Consider the following 20,524-nt stretch of genomic DNA (forward strand, 5'->3'; position numbering starts at 1 on the left):
TAGCATTTTACATAAAGATGTCAGCTAATTATCACTGTTTAGGTCGGCTTGGTTTTGATCAAGTTCTTGACGTTTTTTAAGTTGGCGGGTTTGAGCATGTAAACTTGCTCTAACAATAAGTTCTTGGTCAGTGGTTCTAATTGCGGTAAAGAGTAGGGTGTATTGGTAATGTTCGCTATCTTGTTTTTCTACTGCCACAACTTCGGTGTAACAATAAACCGCAGAGGCTTCGTGGTGCAAAAACAGTTTTGTTCTAAACGCTTGGCCAATTGAGTGTACTTCGGGTGATGTAAAGCGAATACCGCCACCGCCGTAGCTATCACATTGTATTGCATTATCTTGGGCTTGTTCTGAGGCCAAAATATGGCTCATTATTAAATCTATTTTACGTGACTGCGCTTGTAAAAATGTAGCTAGCTCTTGTGCTATATCACCTAGGTTACGTAGTGGTCGTAACGAGCTTTGCTCAAGTTCACTTACTTCATTTGCTAATCTAAATAGTGGGGGGATATCGTCTTCTAGCTCAAGCTGCGATTTAGGAACTTGTCCGTTCGATACGGCGAATAAATTCACTCTTATACTTTCATTAATTTGAAAGTACTGCTCAAACTCACCTAATCTTTCACTATTCATTATGTTCTCCACCACGTATTTATTTAATAGTAGCGTTGTGAGTACTAAATTGCTAGCAGATAAAGTAACTCATAGCGGGCTAAATGCTTTGTTTACATTCAATTTTTTAACATGTTTTTTATGAAAATAAATACACTAAAATTCTAAATTATTAGGGTTAGGTATAAAAAAGCGGCCAATGTCATCCTAACATTGACCGCTTGGGTATTGATTCATCAGCGCATACTTATTTAAGTAGAGCGGCTAATTCATGTAAATCTTTCACAACGTGATCTGGTTTTTTAGCTAATGGGTAAAGTGCTTTACCTGGGCGTGCAATGAAAGTGGTTTGTAAGCCTGCTTCTTTTGCGCCAGCAACATCCCAGCCATGGGCTGCAACCATCATAGCTTCATTTGGTGCTACATTTAGCTTTTTAAGTACCCATTCATAAGCACGTAAGTCTGGTTTGTAAATTTTAATATCTTCAATGCTGTAACGTGCATCAAAGTAAGACATTAAACCGGCGCTTTCAAACTGTGCCTTTACACCTTTGTTTGAAGAATTTGTAAGGCTTACTAATTTATAGCCCTGTGCTCTAAGTTTTGCCAGTCCTTCTTTAACATCACTGTGTGGAGGAAGCGTTAAAAGAGGCGTAACAATAGCTGTTTTAGCTTGTTCACTTGTAATATCAATATTGTTGTTTTGAGCAACCATAAGGAGTGACGCCACCCCGATTTGCCCAAAGTCGTGATAACTACCGCTTACTGTATCTACTAATGAATGGTGCAACATAGTTGAAAACCACAGTGGTAATAAATCTTCACGCCCGCCTAGTGCTTTACCAATAGAGGTACGCATTGACGTTAAATCAAGTAGGGTTTCGTTTACATCAAAAATAAGCACTTTGGGCTTTGTTTGTTCTTTTGGTTCATCAGCGACTGCATAACCAGATACAAGGCTTGTGCCTACAAGTAGTGAAAGAGTAAGTGTTTTTAACGATTTTAAAATAGACATTAGTTATTCTCCGATTCAAGTGCTGCCATAACATCAGTAGGTTCTGCGCGTAGGGTGTAGTCTTCGTTTAAAAATGCGTATGTAATAACACCTTCTTGGTTTATCACATAAGTAGCCGGTAGCGGCAATTTAAAGCTTTTATCGCCATAGTAGTGTTCAAAATCAATACCAAATTGTGTGTACAACGCTTGAATACGCTCATCAAGTGTAAACAATAAACCAAATTGCTCAGCTACTTTATTACCAACATCTGAAAGCACATCAAACTCAAGATCGTTTTTTTGTGCAGTTGAGAGAGTTTCATCAGGCAGTTGTGGTGATATTGCGACTAACTGAGCATTTTGAGTTTTAAATTGCGGTAAGTAGTCATTAAGTGCTTTTAGCTCTAAATTACAATATGGGCACCAGCCACCACGATAAAAGCTAATAATTACCGGGCCTTTTTTTAATAAATCCGCAAGCTCAATCTTTTCGCCTTTATGATTGGCTAGGCTGAAGTTTTCTACTTTTTGACCAATTTGCAACGCATTGTCTTTAATATGCTGTGCAATAAGCTCTTCGTTTGTAGTGTTCATTAATGCTAAAACGTCAGCCGGTAACTTGGCATCTTTTTGTACGTTATAGGCATCTATTTGCGCTTTTAAACTCATGATTGAACCTCAATAATTAGACTATTTGCAATTATAGTGTTTTACATATTTAAATAAACATTGCAAAACTGAAAGCTTCATTCGAAAATGTTAAACATTGAAAAGTGCACAATGGCATCTTTATGTATAATTTAAGCGATCTAGAAACATTTATAGCAGTAGTTGAAAATAAAGGGGTGCTTGCTGCTGCGCGTGAGCAGCGTTTATCGCCTGCAACGGTAAGCCATCGCTTAAGTAAATTAGAACGTGAGCTTGCAACAGTACTTGTTTTTAGAGATAGCCGACGAGTACGGTTATCTCCCGCAGGTGAAATATTTTATACGCGAGTTGGCGCTATAATGGAGGCGCTGCACGACGCTGAGCATAGTATTGGTGCGCGTAGTTCATCTGTGAGTGGTTTATTACGCGTGACTATGCCCCCTTGGATTTTTTCAAAATACGTAATGCCAAGGCTTAATGAGTTAGAGCAGGCCTATCCTGAACTAAAACTTGATTTTTTAATTACTGATCATTTTGTAAATGTGGTTGATGACGCACAAGATGTGGCAATTCGTGTAGGACAATTAAATGATTCCGGTTTACTGTCACGAAAAATAGTAAACAACAAACGTATACTTTGCGCAGCTCCTAGCTACATAAAAAAATATGGCATGCCTAAAAGCTTAGCTCAATTGAGCGAACACTATTGGGTTTGCCTGCCGTGGCAGCGCCAATTAAAGCTTTTTGATGAACAAGGTAAAACACATACTTTTAATGCAAGAACACGCTTTACTATTTCTAATTCCGACAATATGACTCAAGCAGCCATTGCAGGTCATGGCATTGCAATTAAATCAATGATAGCTATTCATGAAGATATTAAAAATGGCATTTTAGTTGAAGTTATGCCCGGTGTAATGGCACAAGATGATGCACCAGTTTGGTTTTTGCGTCCGCAAAATAGCTTAACTACCCGCAAAACCGATGTATTTTATGACTTTATGAAATCACTATTTTTGAGCTGCGAATAAGCGTTTAAATGAGCGTTTTACTCCAGTTAAAAACAAATAACCAGTAAGCTCGGCAAGTAGGGCAACTATAATAGCTGCAACAATAGCGGCTATAATAGAGTCTTTTTTTAAAATGATTTGACCTTCAAAGCGTTGCCACACTTGTTGCTTTACATCGCTCATGCCACTGATCATAGTAAAAATATATGGAGATTGCGCAAACCTATTTACAGCGATTTGTAAGTCTTGTTGTCGTGTGTAAAGTGTACTGATATTACTTGCACCTTTATTCACAATCCCATCATCAATATTTTTATAGTGTTTAATTAGCTTATTTAAATCATTATTAAAATACTTAGCTGCATCGCTTTTAAAAGGCGCAATGGCATTATTAGCTTCAATTAATTGGGCTGATAATGCTTGGCCAAAATCGCTTACAAATGCAGGAATTTGCACTCCAAGTAGTAAACCGAATGCAAAGAAACTAAGTCGGATATAATCTAAAAATTTACTCATTTATCTTCCTATCCATTTAAATAACCCAGAATTAACATTTGAGCTTGTTTTTATATCAAAAACTCGTAATCTAATGGGGCGTGTTGACCTTTGTGGATTGAAATTTGTTCAATCTAGGGTCGATTTAATCGCGGCGCGAGGTTTGTAACCTAGCGGGCTAAGTCAAAACCGAGCAACAAAGAGTTAATCGTCCCTAGATCGAGCTCAAAGGGCAGCGCATGTTTGGCATTTATGCTGCGTTATCACCTATTTATGGGGAATAACCACACTACATAGGCTCTGCCTTGCCTAAATACCAAACGTACTGCTGCAAATTCAACCACGAAAGGCCAAAACGCCCTAATAATAAAAATAACAACAGGTGGATGTTAAGGATGACGAAAAAAGTAAAATTCACGTCAACATTTGTTGATATATCTAAACAGCTCAAACGTTTTGTATCGCGCATTGTTCAACCCGACGATGTAGAAGATATTGTGCAAGAAACTTTTGTAAAAAGCTACGAAGCTGATTTAAAGCAAGATATACAGTTTACCCGCAGTTACATGCTTAAAACAGCAAAACACCTAGCACTTAACCATATAGCTAAGTGGGACAACAAATTTAATGATTCGTTAGAAAACGATAACGAATTACCCGTATTACTCAAATCAATGAAGCTTGAGGATGAATATACATCTAAAGAGCGCTTTTTACTTTTTTGTAGAGCTACTGAGCAACTAAGCTCATCGATTCGTAAATGCTTTATATTAAAAAAAGTTTACGGCATGAGCCAAAAAGAGATCGCAGACCAAATGCAGTTAAGCCAAAGCACTGTTGAAAAACACATTGCCAAAGGGTTGTTACAAACCATGTCGTACATGCGTGAACATGAGCAAAGCCCTCAAACAAACCCTAAAGCTCAAGCACACCCTATCTCAGTTAAGAGGGTCGCAGAATGAGTAATGTTCATCAATTTAATTCAAAAGATTTAATTTTAGAAAAGTCATGTGATTGGATAAGCGCGATTGATCGTGGTTTAACTGATGATGAAAAAGAGCAATTTAAATTATGGATGATGCAAAGCATCGCCCATCAAGACTCTATATACGAGCTTGCTCAGCTTTGGGATGAGCTTTCGGTGTTAAATGAATTAAGTCATTTATTTCCTCAGCGTAACAATACTAAAGCATCAAAAGATAAGTGGATGTTTTCTTACTCAATTGCAGCGAGTTTATTTGCAGCACTAATGGTATGCAGCTACTTATTAATTAATTTAGAAAACGGCTATAACCAAGAGCTTGCAAAAGTTAACTACACTAAAATTTACAAAACAAAAGTAGGCGAGCAAGCAACGTATGTATTGCCAGACGGCACTATAGTGCAGCTTAATACTAATAGCTTACTAGAAGTTGCTTATAGCAAAGGCCGCAGGCAGTTGTTACTTAGTCGAGGAGAAGGGCGTTTTAATGTAGCAAAAGATGCCACGCGTCCGTTTAGTGTTATGGCCGGCGACAAAAGCTTTACCGCACTCGGTACCGTGTTTAATGTACAGCGTAATACCTCATCAGATTTAGAGCTTGTTGTTACCGAAGGCAAAGTGATGATCACCGACCCTAGTGTAGCGGTTGATGCAAATGACTTTAAAGATTATCAGCTTGCAGATAACAGCACGCAAAAAATTCGTCTAATTAATGCCAATATTGTTACCTCAGGCGAAAAAGTAATTATAGAGCAGAGTGTTACAAAGCCAATTACCCAGCTTTCAATGAACGACGTACAACGCGATTTGGCATGGCAAAATGGCATGCTTATTTTTAATGGAGAAGAGCTAAGCGATGCTTTAAATGAAGTAAGTCGCTATACCGCCACACGCTTTGAGCTTTCATCAGCCGAGCTTGCCAGTATTAAAGTAGCTGGTGTATTTAAAGCGGGTGACGTTGAAGGTTTACTTGAGAGTTTACAAACTAATTTTTCGATTGATCATGAGCGTTTAGGTGAGCATGTAGTAACGCTAAAACACCATACAGAATCATAAGTAGACGTTATGCAAATCAAACTAATGTTAGATAAAGTTGCATCAATAAAGATTGAACGTAAAAAAAACATTAAAAAAAAGAAACAAAGCCATAGAGGATTTTTGTTTGTCAGCTGTTTATATAAGTTGCGCAGTAACCAAACGCATTTATTGAGTGGATTTAGTGTGCTTGTACCGGCTATTTTTAGCTTGAGTGTACAAGCAGCAACTCAAACCACTGGGCAAATGGTGCAATTTGATATAAAAGCGCAGCGAGCAGACAAAGCCTTAATTGAATATGCTAAACAAACAGAGCAAACCGTGGTGTTTTCTTATGAGTTGGCAAAGCAGTATGACGCAAATTCAGTTTATGGATTTTACACTCAGCTAGATGCTCTAGAGGCATTATTAGGTGGGACTGAACTCGATGCGGTTGTTGATCAAAATGGTTTACTGAGTATAAAACTCAAACAAATCAACAGGAATGATAACAACATGATGAAGCTTTCAGCGGTCAGTGCAGCAGTATTACCAGCTTTACTTGCAGTAAATTCGCAAGGTGTAAACGCAGCAGAAGAAGTCGCTCAAGAAAAAATTGAAAAAATTGCTATAGTCGGTAGCCGTGTAGCAGGACGTTCAGTTGAAGATTTACCCGTTCCAGTAGATATCTTAAGTGCAGAAGCGCTTGAAAATACGGGCCAAACAGAAGTTGGTCGTATGCTACAGTCTATCGCCCCTTCATTTAACTTTTCAAGCTCTGCAATTAGTGACGGTACTGATGCTTTAAGACCTGCGACACTTCGCGGTTTGGGCCCCGATCAAACATTGGTGTTAATTAACGGCAAACGTCGTCACCAAGCAAGTATTATTCATATTAATGGCTCTGTTGGGCGTGGTACCGCAGGTACTGACATGAATGCAATTCCAGCCTCTGCAATTAAACGCATTGAAGTATTACGTGATGGCGCTGCTGCTCAGTATGGTTCTGATGCAATTGCAGGTGTTATTAATATTGTGCTTAAAGATGGTAGCGAAGGTGGCAAAGCGGCTATTAACTACGGTCAATATTCTGAAGGCGATGGCGAAACCATTAACCTTGATTTTAATAAAGGCTTTGCGCTAGGTGATGACGGTTATTTAAATACAACTATTAATTACCGTGACCGTGCACCTACTAACCGTGCAGGTTTACATGGCTCTTGTCAGTTTTATGGTTGTACAGAACTAAGTGACGGGACTTTACTTGCTGGCGATCCGCGTGAGCTGACAGCCGATCGTGATACATTCAGAATTGGTGATGCTGATTCTCAGCAGTTTGGTTTAACAATTAATACCGGTTACGAGTTAGGTGATGGCGAGCTTTACGGCTTTATTACTTACTCAACACGTGAAAATGAGTCGGCTGCATTTTTCCGTCATAATGCAAATGCAGGTGGTAACCCAGTACTACAAGATAATGATGCGACGATTCCGCTAGGTTTCTTACCAAAAATTAATACAACTATCGACGATATCTCGTACAACTTTGGTTATAAAACTGAGTTTGATAACGATGCAAGCCTTGATTTATCTTACACCTATGGTGAAAACAGCATTGATTACACGACAAGTGACACTATCAATGCCTCATACGCTAACTTTTTACGTTATGACCAAGGTTTAAGTGCTGCTGATATTCGTACAACAATCCCACGTGAAGCGTACGCTTACGGCATGGAATTATCACTGCAAACAATCAATATTGATTTTACGCAAAACTTTGATGATTATTCTTTAGCAATGGGTGCTGAAATCCGTACTGACGAATATCGCATTTTAGAAGGCAATGAGTACGCATACCGCGATTACGATACAACCAACGGTGTAAGTATTTACAACGGCTTAAGTGGTGGTGTTGGTTCTGAAGATGCATCAGGTGGTTCACAAGGTTTTGGTGGTTCAGCTCCTGCGTCATCAGTTGATGAATCGCGTGATGTAATTTCATTTTACATAGATGCAGAAGCTTATGTGATTGAAGATGTAATTTTATCGGGTGCACTTCGCTACGATAACTACAAAGGCTTTGGTGATACAGTAAACTTTAAGCTTGCTGGTAACTGGTCTGTAACCGACGATATTTCACTACGTGGTGCATTAAGCTCAGGTTTTAGAGCGCCTTCAATGCAGCAGCTTTACTTTAATAACGTAAGTACGCAATTTGTTGTTGGTACTAATGGTAATTTAGTTGCAGAAGAGGTTGGTACATTTAGAAATGATTCAACACTTGCGCAAAGCTTAGGTATTCCAAAGCTTAAAGAAGAAAAATCACAAAACCGTAGTTTAGGTATTGTATATAACGTTACAGATAATATTAATGTAACCGTTGATTACTACTCAATTGATATTGACGACCGTATTGTAATTAGTGACCGCTTAGGTAAAGGTTTATCTACAAGCCTTGATGCTGCACTAAATAGTGCGGGTGCTGGCGTAGGTCAGTTCTTCTTAAATGGTGCTGATACAGAAACTCGTGGTGTTGATTTTGTAGCAACGTGGAACACTGAAGGTTTAGGCGGCACGCTTGATTTTACACTTGCAGCTAACTTTACTAAAACAGATGTTGTATCGTTATTTTCGCCTGCTGGCTCAAGCCTTGAGACAGTAAACGTAGAAGATATATTTTCAGCTGAAGACATCTCTATTATTGAAGAGTGGCAACCAGAGGATCGTATTAACTTAAGTGCGCTTTATCAACGTGACGATTGGACAGTTAACCTGTCTCTTAATCGTTTTGGTGAGTACACAGTAGAAGATGGTGGTCGTCAAACGTATGGCGCAGAAATTTTAACAGACGTTAAAGTTAACTACTTCGTTACTGAAGATTTGTCGGTAAACATTGGTGCAAATAACTTGTTTGACGTTTACCCAGATAAAAACGAAATAGGTAACTCTCGCTCAGGTACTATTGTGGATGCTAGTGGCAACACAGTAATAAGCAGCTCAGGTGTGTTTGACTACTCACGTCGTTCTGCTCCATTTGGATTTAACGGAGCTTACTACTACGTAGGCGCAGAATACCGTTTTTAATTACTAACCTGAACTCTGGTTAAGATATTTAAACTTTGATTTCTCTAGCCAGAGATTTTCAGTGAAAACAAGGCGAATTTATGCGTCAATAGCTGGCCTATTGCAATTAAATTCAACGCAGTTAACGCTGACAATAGCTGCTAGAGATAGATTTATTAGCCAGAATTTAGGTTAAGTAACCTCCCTTTCGTTATTTAACTCAAAGGGCCGTAAGGCCCTTTTTTTAGTTTTATATTGGGCTGTTTTATTTAGAAATCAAACTTATTGAATAATCATCGTATTGCTTAATATTATTCATTACACTCATTAAAGTATTATGTGTACTGTTTTCGTCTGCGGTTATAAGTACCGAACTTATTTCATATTTAGCCGCGAACATCGCTAAATTAGTCGCAACTTGCTCTAAATCAATTAACCTCCCTGAAAAATATATTCCGTTACTTTCATCAATTCTAAATAAAGCATTTTTAACAGGCTTATCTATTTGAGGGCTGTCGAGTGGTCGGTTTAATTCAATAGCCACAGGTTTTACAAAAGATGTAGTTACAATAAAGAAAATTAGTAATATGAACACTATGTCTAACATCGAGGTCATATCTACATCAGCATTATTTTGCAGTTTAGTTAGTTTACTTTTCATATTGGACCTTATTTTTAATTAAATGCTGCGGCGCCACAGCAAGGTTTTAGGTACCTACTAACAAAATTAGCACAGCAAAAATAAAGCGTGGTTAAATAAATATTCTAATAACATTAAATATTTGTATTCATTATGTATTTAAAATGTGGCGAAATAAGGTGGTGTTTGTACCAATTTGCTTATATATGGGGTCTATTTAACATCGTTATAGTGTGATTTAATTCGTTAAATTGCTTAAAGATTTATGCAGATTGGTATGAGAGGCAATAAAAAACCCAGCGCTAGGCTGGGTTGTATTTATGCGTTATGTAAGCTTACTGCTTTTGCATACGGCTCATTTCTGCATGGCAGCTTTGCATTGTTAATAATGTTTTAGCCAGTGCAGCTTCGCAATCAGCCGGTTGTGGTTTATCCATAGCGGCTTTAATTTCTACAAGCGTTTTATCTTCTACTTCTTCAAGCTCTTTTACATACGTGCTGTCGTTATGTGAGGTGAATGTAGTAAGTAAGGCTGTGTATGCACGTCGTGCTTCAACTGCGAAAGATGAACCATCTTCGCGTTCGCCTTTTTCATTAATTGCATATGGCTGCAAACGCTCAACACTCACTTTTCGGGCATCTATCATACGCTGAAAAAGTGCGCCGATAGCAGGGTCTTCAACTTTTTCCTGTGCTTTTTGATAAAAGTCGATGCCGCTGTTCATAACTTGAATGATGTCAGTAATATGATTTACTTCTGATCCTTGATGGGTGTTCATAATGACCTCTTTTATTAAATGAATGTATAGTTCAATTTAATAAAAGCAATGTATGTTCCACGTTTTTATTTTTATGTAGTTATTTGATTTTATTGGTTTAATTTAATTTCAGAAAGAGGCTAAGTTAATGAGGAAAGTATTAACCTAGCAATTTTTACATTATATTGTGTAATAAAGTTATTTTAGCTCTTCAGCTACTTCAGCTACTTTTTGGCGTAACCAGATGTGGCTCGCATCGCGATGTAACAGTGGGCTCCAAATCATATCAAGCTCAAAAGGAGGAATTGGAAACGGTGGCTCTAAAATTTTAAGCCCCGGATCATCTAAGTATATATTTGCGGCTTTTGAAGGAAGGGTCGCAATTAAATTTTTCTCTTTAGCTAAATGAATCGCTACATGATAGTTACGCGTAAAAGTGGCAATGTTACGATGTTTACCAAAGTGGGCAAGTGCTTCGTCAACCCAACCAAGTTTTTGCACATCTTTAGGGTCCATGCCCACGCCTACACCAAAACCTGTTTTACTCACCCATATATGGCGTGCTTTTAAGTAGCTGTCGAGGCTAAAGTTTTCAATAATAGGGTTGTCGGCCTTAACTAAGCAGCAAAAACTGTCTTTCCAAATACGTTTATGATGAAAAGACTGAGGTAAGTTTTCAAAGCGGTTGATTGCCATATCTACTTTACCGTTTTCTACGTCATGAAAGGTTACATCACTTGGTGTGAGTATATCTAAAGTAGTATCGGGGGCTTCTTCGTGTAGTTTACTTAAAAGCTTTGGCGCTAACGTACTTGCAGCGTAATCACTGGCCATTATTCTAAATACACGTTTACTCTGGCTTGCCTCAAATTCTCTATTAGGTGCTAGGGTTTCTTCAAGCGTCATTAATATGCCACGAATAACGGGTTGTAACTCTAAAGCGCGCTCTGTCGGGACCATACCATCGCTGGTACGAACTAAAATAGGGTCGTTAAATAAGTTACGAAGACGTTTAAGGCCATTACTCATTGCGGGCTGCGTAATACTCAATTGATTAGCAGCGCGTGTTACGTTGCATTCTCGAAGCAATGTATCGAGATAAACGAGTAAATTTAAATCTATTTTACTTATATTCATTGTGTGTCCTTTGCGTCTACCAGTGATGGATAAATCGCTGTGCTGTCGGGTAAGGGTAAATATGACTTACCTGCCCATTTTTTATATTTTGTTGCGCCTGCTTCCAAAAGCTAACATCTATAAGCTCTGGATGAGTGCTGAGAAAAAACTTTTTATACATAGGATTAGGCATTACAAATGTACATAACTGCTCTGGGAATACATCTTGTGGTGCAACAGAGTAACTTTGTTCATCCATTAAATAATCGTCGTAGCTCTTTGCTTTTGGTAATGCTCTAAAGTTCATATCTGTTAGGTATTGAACTTCATCGTAATCGTAAAAAATAATACGTTTGTGCTTACTTACACCAAAGTTTTTTAAGAGCATATCGCCAGGAAATATATTAACGGCAATCATTTCTTTTAGAGCTTGCCCGTATTCTTCAATCGCGTCTGCGGCACTTTCTTCATCAGCATTTTCTAAAAATAAATTGAGTGGTGTCATGCGCCGTTCAATATATAAATGCTTGATGATCAACCATTCGCCTTCAATTACCATTGATGAGCCAATTGTTTTATGTAATTGCGCAAGTAAATTACTATCAAAACGCGCCAAAGGAAATACGACGTTAGAATACTCTATGGTATCGGCCATTCTGCCAACGCGATCATGGTTTTTTACTAGTTGATAACGCTTTAATACGGTATCACGGCCGAAGGGCTTACTTTCACCAAATTTGTCTTTTATTACTTTAAAAACATAACCAAATGAGGGAAGGGTAAATACCATCATCACCATACCGGGAGTACCCGGTGCAATTGTAAACTCATCACTAGAGTGAGATAAGTGATTTAAAAACTCTCGATAAAACTCAGTTTTACCCTGCTTATGAAAACCCACTGCGTTATAGAGCTCAGCAAGTGTTTTGTTTGGCATAAGCTGATTCAAAAACCGGACAAGTGCTGAAGGTGCATGAGTCTCTACCATAAAGTAGGCACGGGCAAAGCCAAAAATGACACGCATTTGAGATGATTTAGTTAAAAGTGCATCTAAATATAATCCGTTATCTTCATCGTGTAACACGGCGATTATAAAAGGCTGAACCCCACTTTTTGAAACAACACGACCAACAATATAAGCTGCTTTATTACGATAAAAAGGTGTGTGTAAAATATCAAAGCGCATTTGCCAAGGTTGATGATGTGTATCGGGGGCTTGTTTATAAAAAGCTTTAACAAGAAGGCGAATATCACGCTCTAAATTTACAAATGGGGCTTTAAAATCAAAATGATTAATAATGCGCTTTATTGTTGGCTTTAGGCCATCAACTACTGGAAAGTATGTCCTATATTCGGCCTCAACAGGCACTGAAGGAGCATCTTTCAAAGTTGCTTCTACAAATATAAAGTCATTATGAAAATAGCGCCTGTGGTACAGCCGGCAAAATACAGAGTTATAAAAGGTTTCGGCGAGCTCTGCTTGAGGGTGGAAACATAAAAAGTGCTGATATATCTTTTTAACTTCGAGCCATAGGCTTTCATCTAATTGCTCTGTTGGGGTTTCTTTTTTTAGCGCTTGTGTGGTTTCGTTAACACGATCATCATAATAGCTGATACGCAAACGGCTGATATCATTAATTGCTTGCCAATCTTTTTTTGCAAAGGCGAGAGGGGCTTTGGCCGTTGTTTTTTGAAATAGCTGATAGTGCCTTTTAAAACCCGTTAAAATTAATTCAGCAATATGGCGAGGCTGCATTTGCACTCCTTAATAGTCCCTAGAGCTTATACTCTATTTTGTTAAGGGTATGTTATTTTAAGTTTAAAACCAAGATAAATATTACTTGCTAATTAAGAGTGATTTATTGGTATTGAGCTATCTTTTTTCGAGAATTTTAATTTGTTTAGTAATAACCAATACATCTTTTTTGTACTCTTTATTAATTATTTTTAGTTTTTTAGTAATGTCTTTGGTAATACGCTTTTTATCTTCAATGGCTAGAATATGATTTAATCGTTCTTGTTGTTTATATTCAGCACGCTCTTTATTACGATCAAGTATTGTTAGTTTATGGTTATTACTGCGAAACTCTGCCTGTAAGCCAGATAGAAGCCTTTCACGCTCAAGTTCGTTTAGTTGTTTAGTGTAGTCAACCTTAGGACCAGAATACTGATTACCCGTCGTGTTAACTTTATAAGTCGTTGCTTCGTCGTCACACGGCAGTTGAGAAAAGACAGTGCCTTTTTCTGTTACACATTTGTAGTAAGTGGTATCGCTAAAGCTAAAAAAACTGATAAGTAAAAAGCTAGAATGGAGAATATAACGAGAAGTTTTAAACATACATGTCATCCTTGGTTTTTATATCTAACAACAATATAAAACTATAACCTAGCTTGGTGGTATATCAAGCTAGGTTAGGATAACTGTTATTGGGTAAAGGTTTTGAGCTTTTTAATACTCTGTACTAAAAATGGTATATCTAAACCTTGTTCAATAGAAAAACCTTCAGCGGCAGAGATGTTTTTAAAGTTACCATCTGAATCTATTAAGGTAATCCTATCTTTTTTATAGGCTATAACGACACCCTGAGAGTAGTTAACGCCCATATCATCTTTTTTCTTGTATAAATTAACGCCCAGCATTGTTTGCTTAGCAATGGCTTTACAATTTAAATATTGGCCAACACTTGTTGCAATTAAATCGCTAGGTTGAATAAGTCCATCTACTTTAGAAATACGTTTGTCGGAGCTATATAAAGTTGATGTTGTTACTACTTCTTGCTTGTTATTGGCAAGACTAAAAGCAAAAACTTGTGTTTTATCATCTCGTACAACGGCGTTATCGCTACTTTTAATAACTCTAATTGCGCTAGAACTATGTGCTTGATCATTTATAAAACTAAGTTCTTCCACGCCGGTTACTTCTATGCTGCGGCGCTGACTTTGCCATGCGGGAAGAGTTTGATCTCTTAAAATTGCTGCTTTATAAAAAGCTGGCAAACCATACACTAAGCTAAATAGCATATCGTCGTGATTAGTTGGCTGTAAAAACTGCTCTGTTTTGTGTAAGTTTTTATTATCGGCAACAAATTTAGCGAGTTGCTGCTGGGTTTCAAATACAAAAATATCTACATTGGCTTGTGTGTAGTCTTCACACTTATCAAGCGGGCTTGGCATTTGATAACTAATGTTTTGGTTATTAATTTTTACGTTATGTGCTTGCTTATAGCTTTCTATATCAAGCAGGTCATTTTTAGCTAATAAACTTTTAGCGGTAGTAGGGTATGACAGTGGTAGTACATTATCTTGCTTCGTTACGTCAAAGTTTAAATTTGCGTCAGCCCAAATATGAATACTGTGACTAAGTGAAAAACACACTATTAAAAATGAAATTGCGTAACGTGCAAATTTATATTGTTTTAAGCGCTCAAGGTGTTGCCATGTGTAATTACTCACAAGTAGCTGAAAGCCTAAAATAAGTAATACAATCCCACTGGCTAAAATGGTTGTTAAAGCAGGTGAACTGGTTAAACGATGCCACAGTAGAGAAATAATCTCAGGTAAGGCAGATATACTTAGATGATAACCCAAATTAACGTAAACATAAGCATCAAGGGTAAGCAGTGAAGCGCCTAGTGTGGCTATAACAGCCGCCATGCCTCGTATATGTCGTGGGTAGGGGAATATTAAACTAAGCGGAAATACCGTCAGCACAAACGCTAAAAAGGCGATAAAACTAGTGTGGCTTAACCACGTTACTAGCATATAAGTAATGCCCATAAAGCTTGTTGGTGGCGAGTCGGCAAATAAGTAGCTTAAGCTAATAAATAGCGCCAAGCCAATATTGGCAAAAGTAAACCAATGGCCCCAGCTTAATAGCTGACTCGCTTTTGATGAAAACTGATTGTGCTGCGATAAATTCATAGAGTTTATTTAACCGACTGTGATAGAGCTTTTGCAAAGTTCTCAGTTACGGCTTGTCTTTTCCCTGTTGGTACATGCTCTTTTAAGATATGCGTGATAGAATTTCCTAAACACATAAGGCTTAAATCTACCGGCGCATTGTGTTTAGTTAGCACATCAATAAGCTGATCGACGATTTGTTCTACTTCTTCATTAGAGTATTTTGATAAGATTGGCATCAGTTGGTTCAATAAAATAGTTATATTCTCGTATTTTAACACTAGAGGCGTGAAAAACAAAGATGACAACAGACGTTAAAAAATTAGTCGTTCATTATGTAGACAAAAAAGACGACGATACGCAAATTCACCTTCGAAATGATGAGATGGTAATTAACGATAAAGTAGCCGTTTTTATCGAACAATTACATCATGCATATAATGGTAAGCCAGGTAAAGGTTACTGTGCTTTCAGTGGTGATAAAAACAGCGTTGTAGCATCTGCAATGCAAAGCTACCGTAACGATGAGCTAGGCTTTTGGCATATGACCGAGCAAGCCTCAACGGTTTTAAAAGAAGAGCTTGATAAGTATGCATTTAGTGAAACAGGCTATTTAGTATTTTGTCATTATCAGTATGTTGCTACCGATTACATGTTAATTGCGATGATTAACATTAAAGAGCATTACTCTATGACCTCTGAGCTTGATTTAGCGGCTTCTCGCCATTTAGATATATCTCGCATGCAACTTGCTGCTCGTATCGATTTAACAGCATGGGATACGCAAGCAGAAGATAATCGTTATATTTCGTTTATCAAAGGTCGTGCGGGTCGTAAAGTTGCTGACTTTTTCTTAGACTTTTTAGGCTGTGAAGAGGGTATTGATTCAAAACAGCAAAGCCAAGTAATGCTTAGCGCAGTAGAGGATTATTTATCAGAGCAACAGTTTGATAAATCAGAAAAAGACGATTTACGTAAACAAGTATTTGATTACTGTAATGATTGCGTAACCACAGGCGAAGATGCAAGTGTGAGCGATCTATCTGCAACGCTTACAAAAGGCGATGACAGTCCGTTTGATAGTTTTTGCAAAGAGCAAAGCTATGACTTGGAAGAAACTTTCCCCGTTGATAAAAAAACAGTAACCAGTATGGTTAAGTTTTCAGGCCTTGGTGGGGGTGTAAGTGTCAGTTTTGAACGTAAACACTTAGGTGAGCGCGTAACGTACAACGAAGCAACCGATACACTAGTGATTAAAGGTATTCCGCCAAACTTAAAAGATCAGCTACAACGTTTTATGGAAAATGAAAAAGAGTAAACTCATTTGAGCGAGTTGAAAGTTGATTCAAGAGCGCGATATTTATATCGCGCTTTTTTGTACTGGTATCGAAATTCATTGCATCGGAACAAAGCCACTTAAAGACTTATTTCACAAACAAAAGTGAAAGAGGAGTAAATGAGAAAACATAAACCATGGTTTATTAGCAAAACTTAATCTTATTACCACCTCTAAAAGCGCAGCGTCTCTTAACCTCTTTGTGAACAAATCGCTTATTATGAGCGTGAAGAAACTTTAATAATTATTCAAAGCATGTAAACAAAAAAGCCCCGCTATTTATTAAATAGCGGGGCTTTTTAATAAGTGTTAGTTATTAATCAACACTCAGTGTTTTAGTCATTGCAGAACTTGCACGACCAGCAGGTTTGATAGAACCCGCACGTAAACCACTGTCTGGTACTAGTTCACGTTTATCGTGAGCCATTGCTACAGATGTATGTTTTACTTCGCTATCAGCTACAGGAGTAGGCTGTGCCATTGGCGCACTTGCAGACCCTTGAGTAACCGCTGTTTTAACATGCGGTGCTGATTTTTCAGTTTTCACTTTTGCTTCAACTTTAGCTGGCTCTTCAGTTACTACTGGAGTTTCAACTTTAGCTGGTTCTTCAGTCACTACTGGAGTTTCAACTTTAGCTGGCTCTTCAGTTACTACTGGCGTTTCAACTTTAGCTGGCTCTTCAGTTGCTACTGGAGCTTCAACTTTAGCTGGCTCTTCAGTTACTACAGGAGCTTCAACTTTAGCTGGCTCTTCAGTTACTACAGGAGTTTCAACTTTAGCTGGCTCTTCAGTTGCTACTGGAGTTTCAACTTTAGCTGGCTCTTCAGTTACTACAGGCGTTTCAACTTTAGCTGGCTCTTCTACAGCTTCAACTTTTGCTAAGTCTTCAACTGCAACGGCTTGTTCAACTTGTTGCGCTGCATCCACAGGTGTTTCTTCAGATTTAGCTTTAAGCTCTGCTTCATATTCTGCAGCAGCTTGATCAGCAACTGGAACAAATGCAGGGGCTTCGTCAGATTTAACTTCTGCTTCACCTTCAGGACGTCGACGACGTTGACCTGATGCACGAAGATGACGAGGAGAACGGCGTGAACGTGTACGTGTTTGCTCTTGCTCGTCTTCAGTCGTTGCTGCTTCATCGTTAGAATCAACAACGTCAACTTTCTCTTCTTTAATGTGAGCTGTTTTTTCTGCCGGAGCTTGTGTTTGCTTTTCTACAACAGGTGCTTGCTCTTGAACTTGTGGAGTATCAATAACTACAGCTTGTTCAGGTGTTTGCTCTGTTGAGTTAGCTTGCTCAGCGTTTTCATCTTGCAGACGTACTTTTTTACGTATGTTACGACGTTGACGGCGAACTTTAGGCTTTTGCTCTTTAGGCTCTACAGCTTGAGCTGGCTTAGAATCAGTTTCTACTTCTACTTCTGCTTTTACAGGGGCTTCAGTTTTAACTTGATCTTTTTCTTCGCTTTTATGCTCTGGGCGCTTACGAGAGTTAGGGTTACGACGACGCTTATTGCGGTTCTCGTTTCTCTCTTGAGTCTCGGTACTTGTTGCTGCTGGTGAGTCTGTTTTAACTTCCTCTTCAGCTGCAGGGCGCTCATTGCGTGGTTTATTAGTGCGCGGGTTATTATTACGACGACGTTGGTTGTTATTACGACGACGATTATCGTTACCACGGCGAGCGTTATTACGCGCTTCTTGCTGCTCTTTTTCTACAGCTTCTTTTTTCTCTTCTACTGTTTCGCTTGCAAATAACGATTTAAACCATTTAGTGATTGCTTCAAACAAGCCACCTTCAGTTTTAGTCTCTGTTATTACAGGCTGAGCTACTGGTGTAGGCGCTGCTTGTGGAGCCGGTGTAGAAGGCATTACAACACCTTTTAGCATTGGCTCTTCACGTACTGGTGCACTTGGTGATTTTGACATCTCAAATGCTTCAGGTTCTGGCGCAACAACTTGTCCGTAACTTACCGTTTCAAGTGTTTCGTCTTTACGTAAACGCATAACTTCGTAATGTGGTGTTTCCATATGTTGATTAGGAATAATCACTACGTCACATTTATGATGTTTTTCAATGCGATGAACACTACGACGTTGCTCATTTAATAAATAAGCGGCAACGGCAACAGGCACTTGTGCATTTACTTGTGCTGTGTTGTCTTTAATTGCTTCTTCTTCAATTAAACGAAGAATAGAAAGCGCAATTGATTCGTTTGAACGAATAGTACCTTGTCCACTACAACGTGGGCATGGGCCTTGGCTTGCTTCACCTAATGAAGGACGCAAACGCTGACGCGACATTTCAAGTAAACCAAAGCGTGAAATTTTACCAATTTGAACACGAGCACGATCTGGACGAGCAGCATCTTTTAAACGATTTTCTACTTCACGTTGATGACGTGGAGGCGTCATATCGATAAAGTCGATAACAATTAAACCACCTAAGTCACGAAGACGTAATTGACGTGCAATCTCATCGGCCGCTTCTAAGTTAGTATTAAGTGCTGTTTCTTCAATATCGCCGCCTTTAGTTGCTTTAGACGAGTTGATATCGATAGACGTTAGTGCTTCAGTTGGGTCAATTACAATTGAACCACCAGAAGGCAAGCGTACTTCACGCTGGAACGCAGACTCAATTTGGCTTTCAATTTGGTAATGCGTAAATAAAGGAGTGTCGCCTTGATAAAGCTTAACACGGCTCATAAAGTCAGGACGAAAACGCTCAATGTGCGCTTTAGCTTCTTCAAAAACACGTGGTTTATCAATTAAAATTTCGCCAATATCACGACGTAAATAATCGCGTATCGCACGGAATATTACATTGCTTTCTTGGTGTATTAAAAATGGCGCTTTAGCACTATCGGCTGCTTGTCTAATTGCTTCCCAATGTACTAATAATGCTTTTAAATCGTAGTTTAATTCTTCAAACGATTTACCAACACCCGCTGTACGAACAATTAAGCCCATACCTTTAGGAAGTTCTAAACGACCCAATGCTTCTTTAAGTTCAGTACGTTCATCACCTTCAATGCGACGAGAAATACCGCCAGCACGAGGGTTGTTAGGCATAAGCACTAAGTAGCTACCAGCAACACTGATAAAAGTAGTTAACGCTGCGCCTTTTTGGCCACGCTCTTCTTTATCAACTTGTACTATAACTTCTTGACCTTCTTTGATCACGTCGCGAATATTAGGGCGACCATGAAAAGTGTAACCTGCAGGGAAGTAAGTACGGGCAATTTCTTTTAAAGGAAGGAAACCATGGCGGTCAGCACCGTAATCAACAAATGCTGCTTCAAGAGATGGTTCAATGCGAGTGATTTTGCCTTTATAAATATTGGCTTTTTTCTGTTCGTGACCTGGGCTTTCGATATCTAAATCATAAAGGCGCTGGCCATCAACCAGTGCTACGCGCATTTCTTCTTGCTGCGTTGCATTGATTAGCATACGTTTCATATTGTTACTCTACTTATTTATGTCGCTGACATGACGATGTTTTTCTCGCCTGTTCAGTTGTCCCTATTTTTAGAATGTGCAGCCTCACGACTGGGTCTTTAACGGAACGGCTCTGTTTCTCGTATGCAGTATTTTAAATGCTGGCAAACAATAGCAATTATTATCGCTATTAAATTCTTAATGGTGCTAAAACTGTCGGCTTTTCAGCTACGTTTACAAGTTTTACCCAGAAGTCGGCCTGTCATATTAATCTTACTAAATATCATTCATATTAGGCGCGTAGGGCTCATTAAGTTGGTGAGCAATACATACTGATGTATCGCTAATATCCGTTTTAAGAGCAAAAATCGCTGCCGATGTTAATGAACGCTTATTTATTAGATTTTTTTAGTTCTAAATAAGCTGCTATACGGTACTACAATAATTGAGCTAGTGCTGAACGACGTTTTTTTCGTCGTCACTATCAGACAAATTATCTGTTCATTGCTTTCTCT

The 20,524-nt window shown here is 38.5% G+C and carries 17 protein-coding genes; 5 read left to right on the forward strand and 12 right to left on the reverse strand.

Annotation, left to right across the window (positions count from 1 at the left end; genetic code table 11):
- Positions 1-24: 24 nt before the first annotated feature.
- The 3 genes from I6F42_RS04855 to I6F42_RS04865 all read right to left on the reverse strand — a co-directional run bounded on the left by I6F42_RS04855 (position 25) and on the right by I6F42_RS04865 (position 2,277).
- The gene (locus tag I6F42_RS04855) at positions 25-633 is read right to left on the reverse strand and encodes a PilZ domain-containing protein (RefSeq protein WP_024594380.1); all 609 of its coding nucleotides are present in this window, start codon (positions 631-633) and stop codon (positions 25-27) included.
- 226 nt (positions 634-859) lie between these two features.
- Positions 860-1,627, reverse strand: coding sequence for a haloacid dehalogenase type II (locus tag I6F42_RS04860; RefSeq protein WP_010554072.1), 768 nt, complete (start codon positions 1,625-1,627; stop codon positions 860-862).
- The gene (locus tag I6F42_RS04865) at positions 1,627-2,277 is read right to left on the reverse strand and encodes a peroxiredoxin-like family protein (protein ID WP_197151218.1); all 651 of its coding nucleotides are present in this window, start codon (positions 2,275-2,277) and stop codon (positions 1,627-1,629) included. Before I6F42_RS04865 ends, I6F42_RS04860 begins: the two co-directional genes overlap by 1 nt.
- Positions 2,278-2,399: 122 nt before the next feature.
- Between I6F42_RS04865 and I6F42_RS04870 the strand changes: the two genes are divergently transcribed.
- The gene (locus tag I6F42_RS04870; protein WP_007585683.1) at positions 2,400-3,287 is read left to right on the forward strand and encodes a LysR family transcriptional regulator; all 888 of its coding nucleotides are present in this window, start codon (positions 2,400-2,402) and stop codon (positions 3,285-3,287) included.
- Here I6F42_RS04870 and I6F42_RS04875 read toward each other — a convergent pair.
- A complete protein-coding gene (locus tag I6F42_RS04875; RefSeq protein WP_024590457.1) occupies positions 3,267-3,782 on the reverse strand; it encodes a DUF2937 family protein in 516 nt (171 codons plus the stop codon). The genes I6F42_RS04870 and I6F42_RS04875 overlap by 21 nt on opposite strands.
- Before the next feature lie 374 nt (positions 3,783-4,156).
- Here I6F42_RS04875 and I6F42_RS04880 point away from each other — a divergent pair, with 374 nt between their 5' ends.
- From I6F42_RS04880 to I6F42_RS04890, 3 genes are read left to right on the forward strand one after another with little or no spacing between them, the layout of a single operon-like run.
- On the forward strand, positions 4,157-4,723 hold the full coding sequence (locus I6F42_RS04880) for an RNA polymerase sigma factor (RefSeq protein WP_007585687.1): 567 nt from the start codon (positions 4,157-4,159) through the stop codon (positions 4,721-4,723).
- On the forward strand, positions 4,720-5,799 hold the full coding sequence (locus I6F42_RS04885; protein ID WP_197151219.1) for a FecR domain-containing protein: 1,080 nt from the start codon (positions 4,720-4,722) through the stop codon (positions 5,797-5,799). The genes I6F42_RS04880 and I6F42_RS04885 overlap by 4 nt, the downstream gene beginning before the upstream one ends.
- Before the next feature lie 9 nt (positions 5,800-5,808).
- Positions 5,809-8,844: a TonB-dependent siderophore receptor gene (locus I6F42_RS04890; RefSeq protein WP_197151220.1), complete on the forward strand. Its 3,036-nt coding sequence runs from the start codon at positions 5,809-5,811 to the stop codon at positions 8,842-8,844.
- 244 nt (positions 8,845-9,088) lie between these two features.
- On the opposite strand, the gene I6F42_RS04895 is transcribed toward I6F42_RS04890, so the two are convergent.
- The 7 genes from I6F42_RS04895 to I6F42_RS04925 all read right to left on the reverse strand — a co-directional run bounded on the left by I6F42_RS04895 (position 9,089) and on the right by I6F42_RS04925 (position 15,476).
- Entirely contained in the window at positions 9,089-9,484 is a 396-nt protein-coding gene (locus I6F42_RS04895) for a biopolymer transporter ExbD (RefSeq protein WP_197151223.1), read from the reverse strand.
- A gap of 314 nt (positions 9,485-9,798) precedes the next feature.
- The gene (locus tag I6F42_RS04900; RefSeq protein ID WP_007585695.1) at positions 9,799-10,242 is read right to left on the reverse strand and encodes a PA2169 family four-helix-bundle protein; all 444 of its coding nucleotides are present in this window, start codon (positions 10,240-10,242) and stop codon (positions 9,799-9,801) included.
- Between the two features lie 177 nt (positions 10,243-10,419).
- Positions 10,420-11,358 (reverse strand): LysR family transcriptional regulator, encoded by a 939-nt coding sequence (locus tag I6F42_RS04905; RefSeq protein WP_002961484.1) that lies wholly within the window; start codon positions 11,356-11,358, stop codon positions 10,420-10,422.
- Between the two features lie 16 nt (positions 11,359-11,374).
- Entirely contained in the window at positions 11,375-13,093 is a 1,719-nt protein-coding gene (gene aceK / locus I6F42_RS04910; protein ID WP_007585698.1) for a bifunctional isocitrate dehydrogenase kinase/phosphatase, read from the reverse strand.
- Between the two features lie 117 nt (positions 13,094-13,210).
- Complete coding sequence (locus I6F42_RS04915) at positions 13,211-13,675, reverse strand: DUF4124 domain-containing protein (RefSeq protein ID WP_197151224.1); 465 nt, start codon at positions 13,673-13,675, stop codon at positions 13,211-13,213.
- A gap of 86 nt (positions 13,676-13,761) precedes the next feature.
- Positions 13,762-15,258: a DUF3413 domain-containing protein gene (locus I6F42_RS04920; RefSeq protein WP_007585701.1), complete on the reverse strand. Its 1,497-nt coding sequence runs from the start codon at positions 15,256-15,258 to the stop codon at positions 13,762-13,764.
- Between the two features lie 5 nt (positions 15,259-15,263).
- A complete protein-coding gene (locus I6F42_RS04925; RefSeq protein WP_007375276.1) occupies positions 15,264-15,476 on the reverse strand; it encodes a DUF1414 domain-containing protein in 213 nt (70 codons plus the stop codon).
- Between the two features lie 62 nt (positions 15,477-15,538).
- Here I6F42_RS04925 and yejK point away from each other — a divergent pair, with 62 nt between their 5' ends.
- The gene (gene yejK / locus I6F42_RS04930; protein WP_121955650.1) at positions 15,539-16,555 is read left to right on the forward strand and encodes a nucleoid-associated protein YejK; all 1,017 of its coding nucleotides are present in this window, start codon (positions 15,539-15,541) and stop codon (positions 16,553-16,555) included.
- Between the two features lie 334 nt (positions 16,556-16,889).
- Here the strand turns inward: yejK and rne are convergent, their stop codons facing one another.
- On the reverse strand, positions 16,890-20,030 hold the full coding sequence (gene rne / locus I6F42_RS04935; protein WP_197151225.1) for a ribonuclease E: 3,141 nt from the start codon (positions 20,028-20,030) through the stop codon (positions 16,890-16,892).
- Positions 20,031-20,524 lie beyond the last annotated feature (494 nt).

The sequence above is a fragment of the Pseudoalteromonas sp. SWYJZ12 genome (assembly GCF_015864395.1).
Taxonomy (GTDB): domain Bacteria; phylum Pseudomonadota; class Gammaproteobacteria; order Enterobacterales; family Alteromonadaceae; genus Pseudoalteromonas; species Pseudoalteromonas arctica.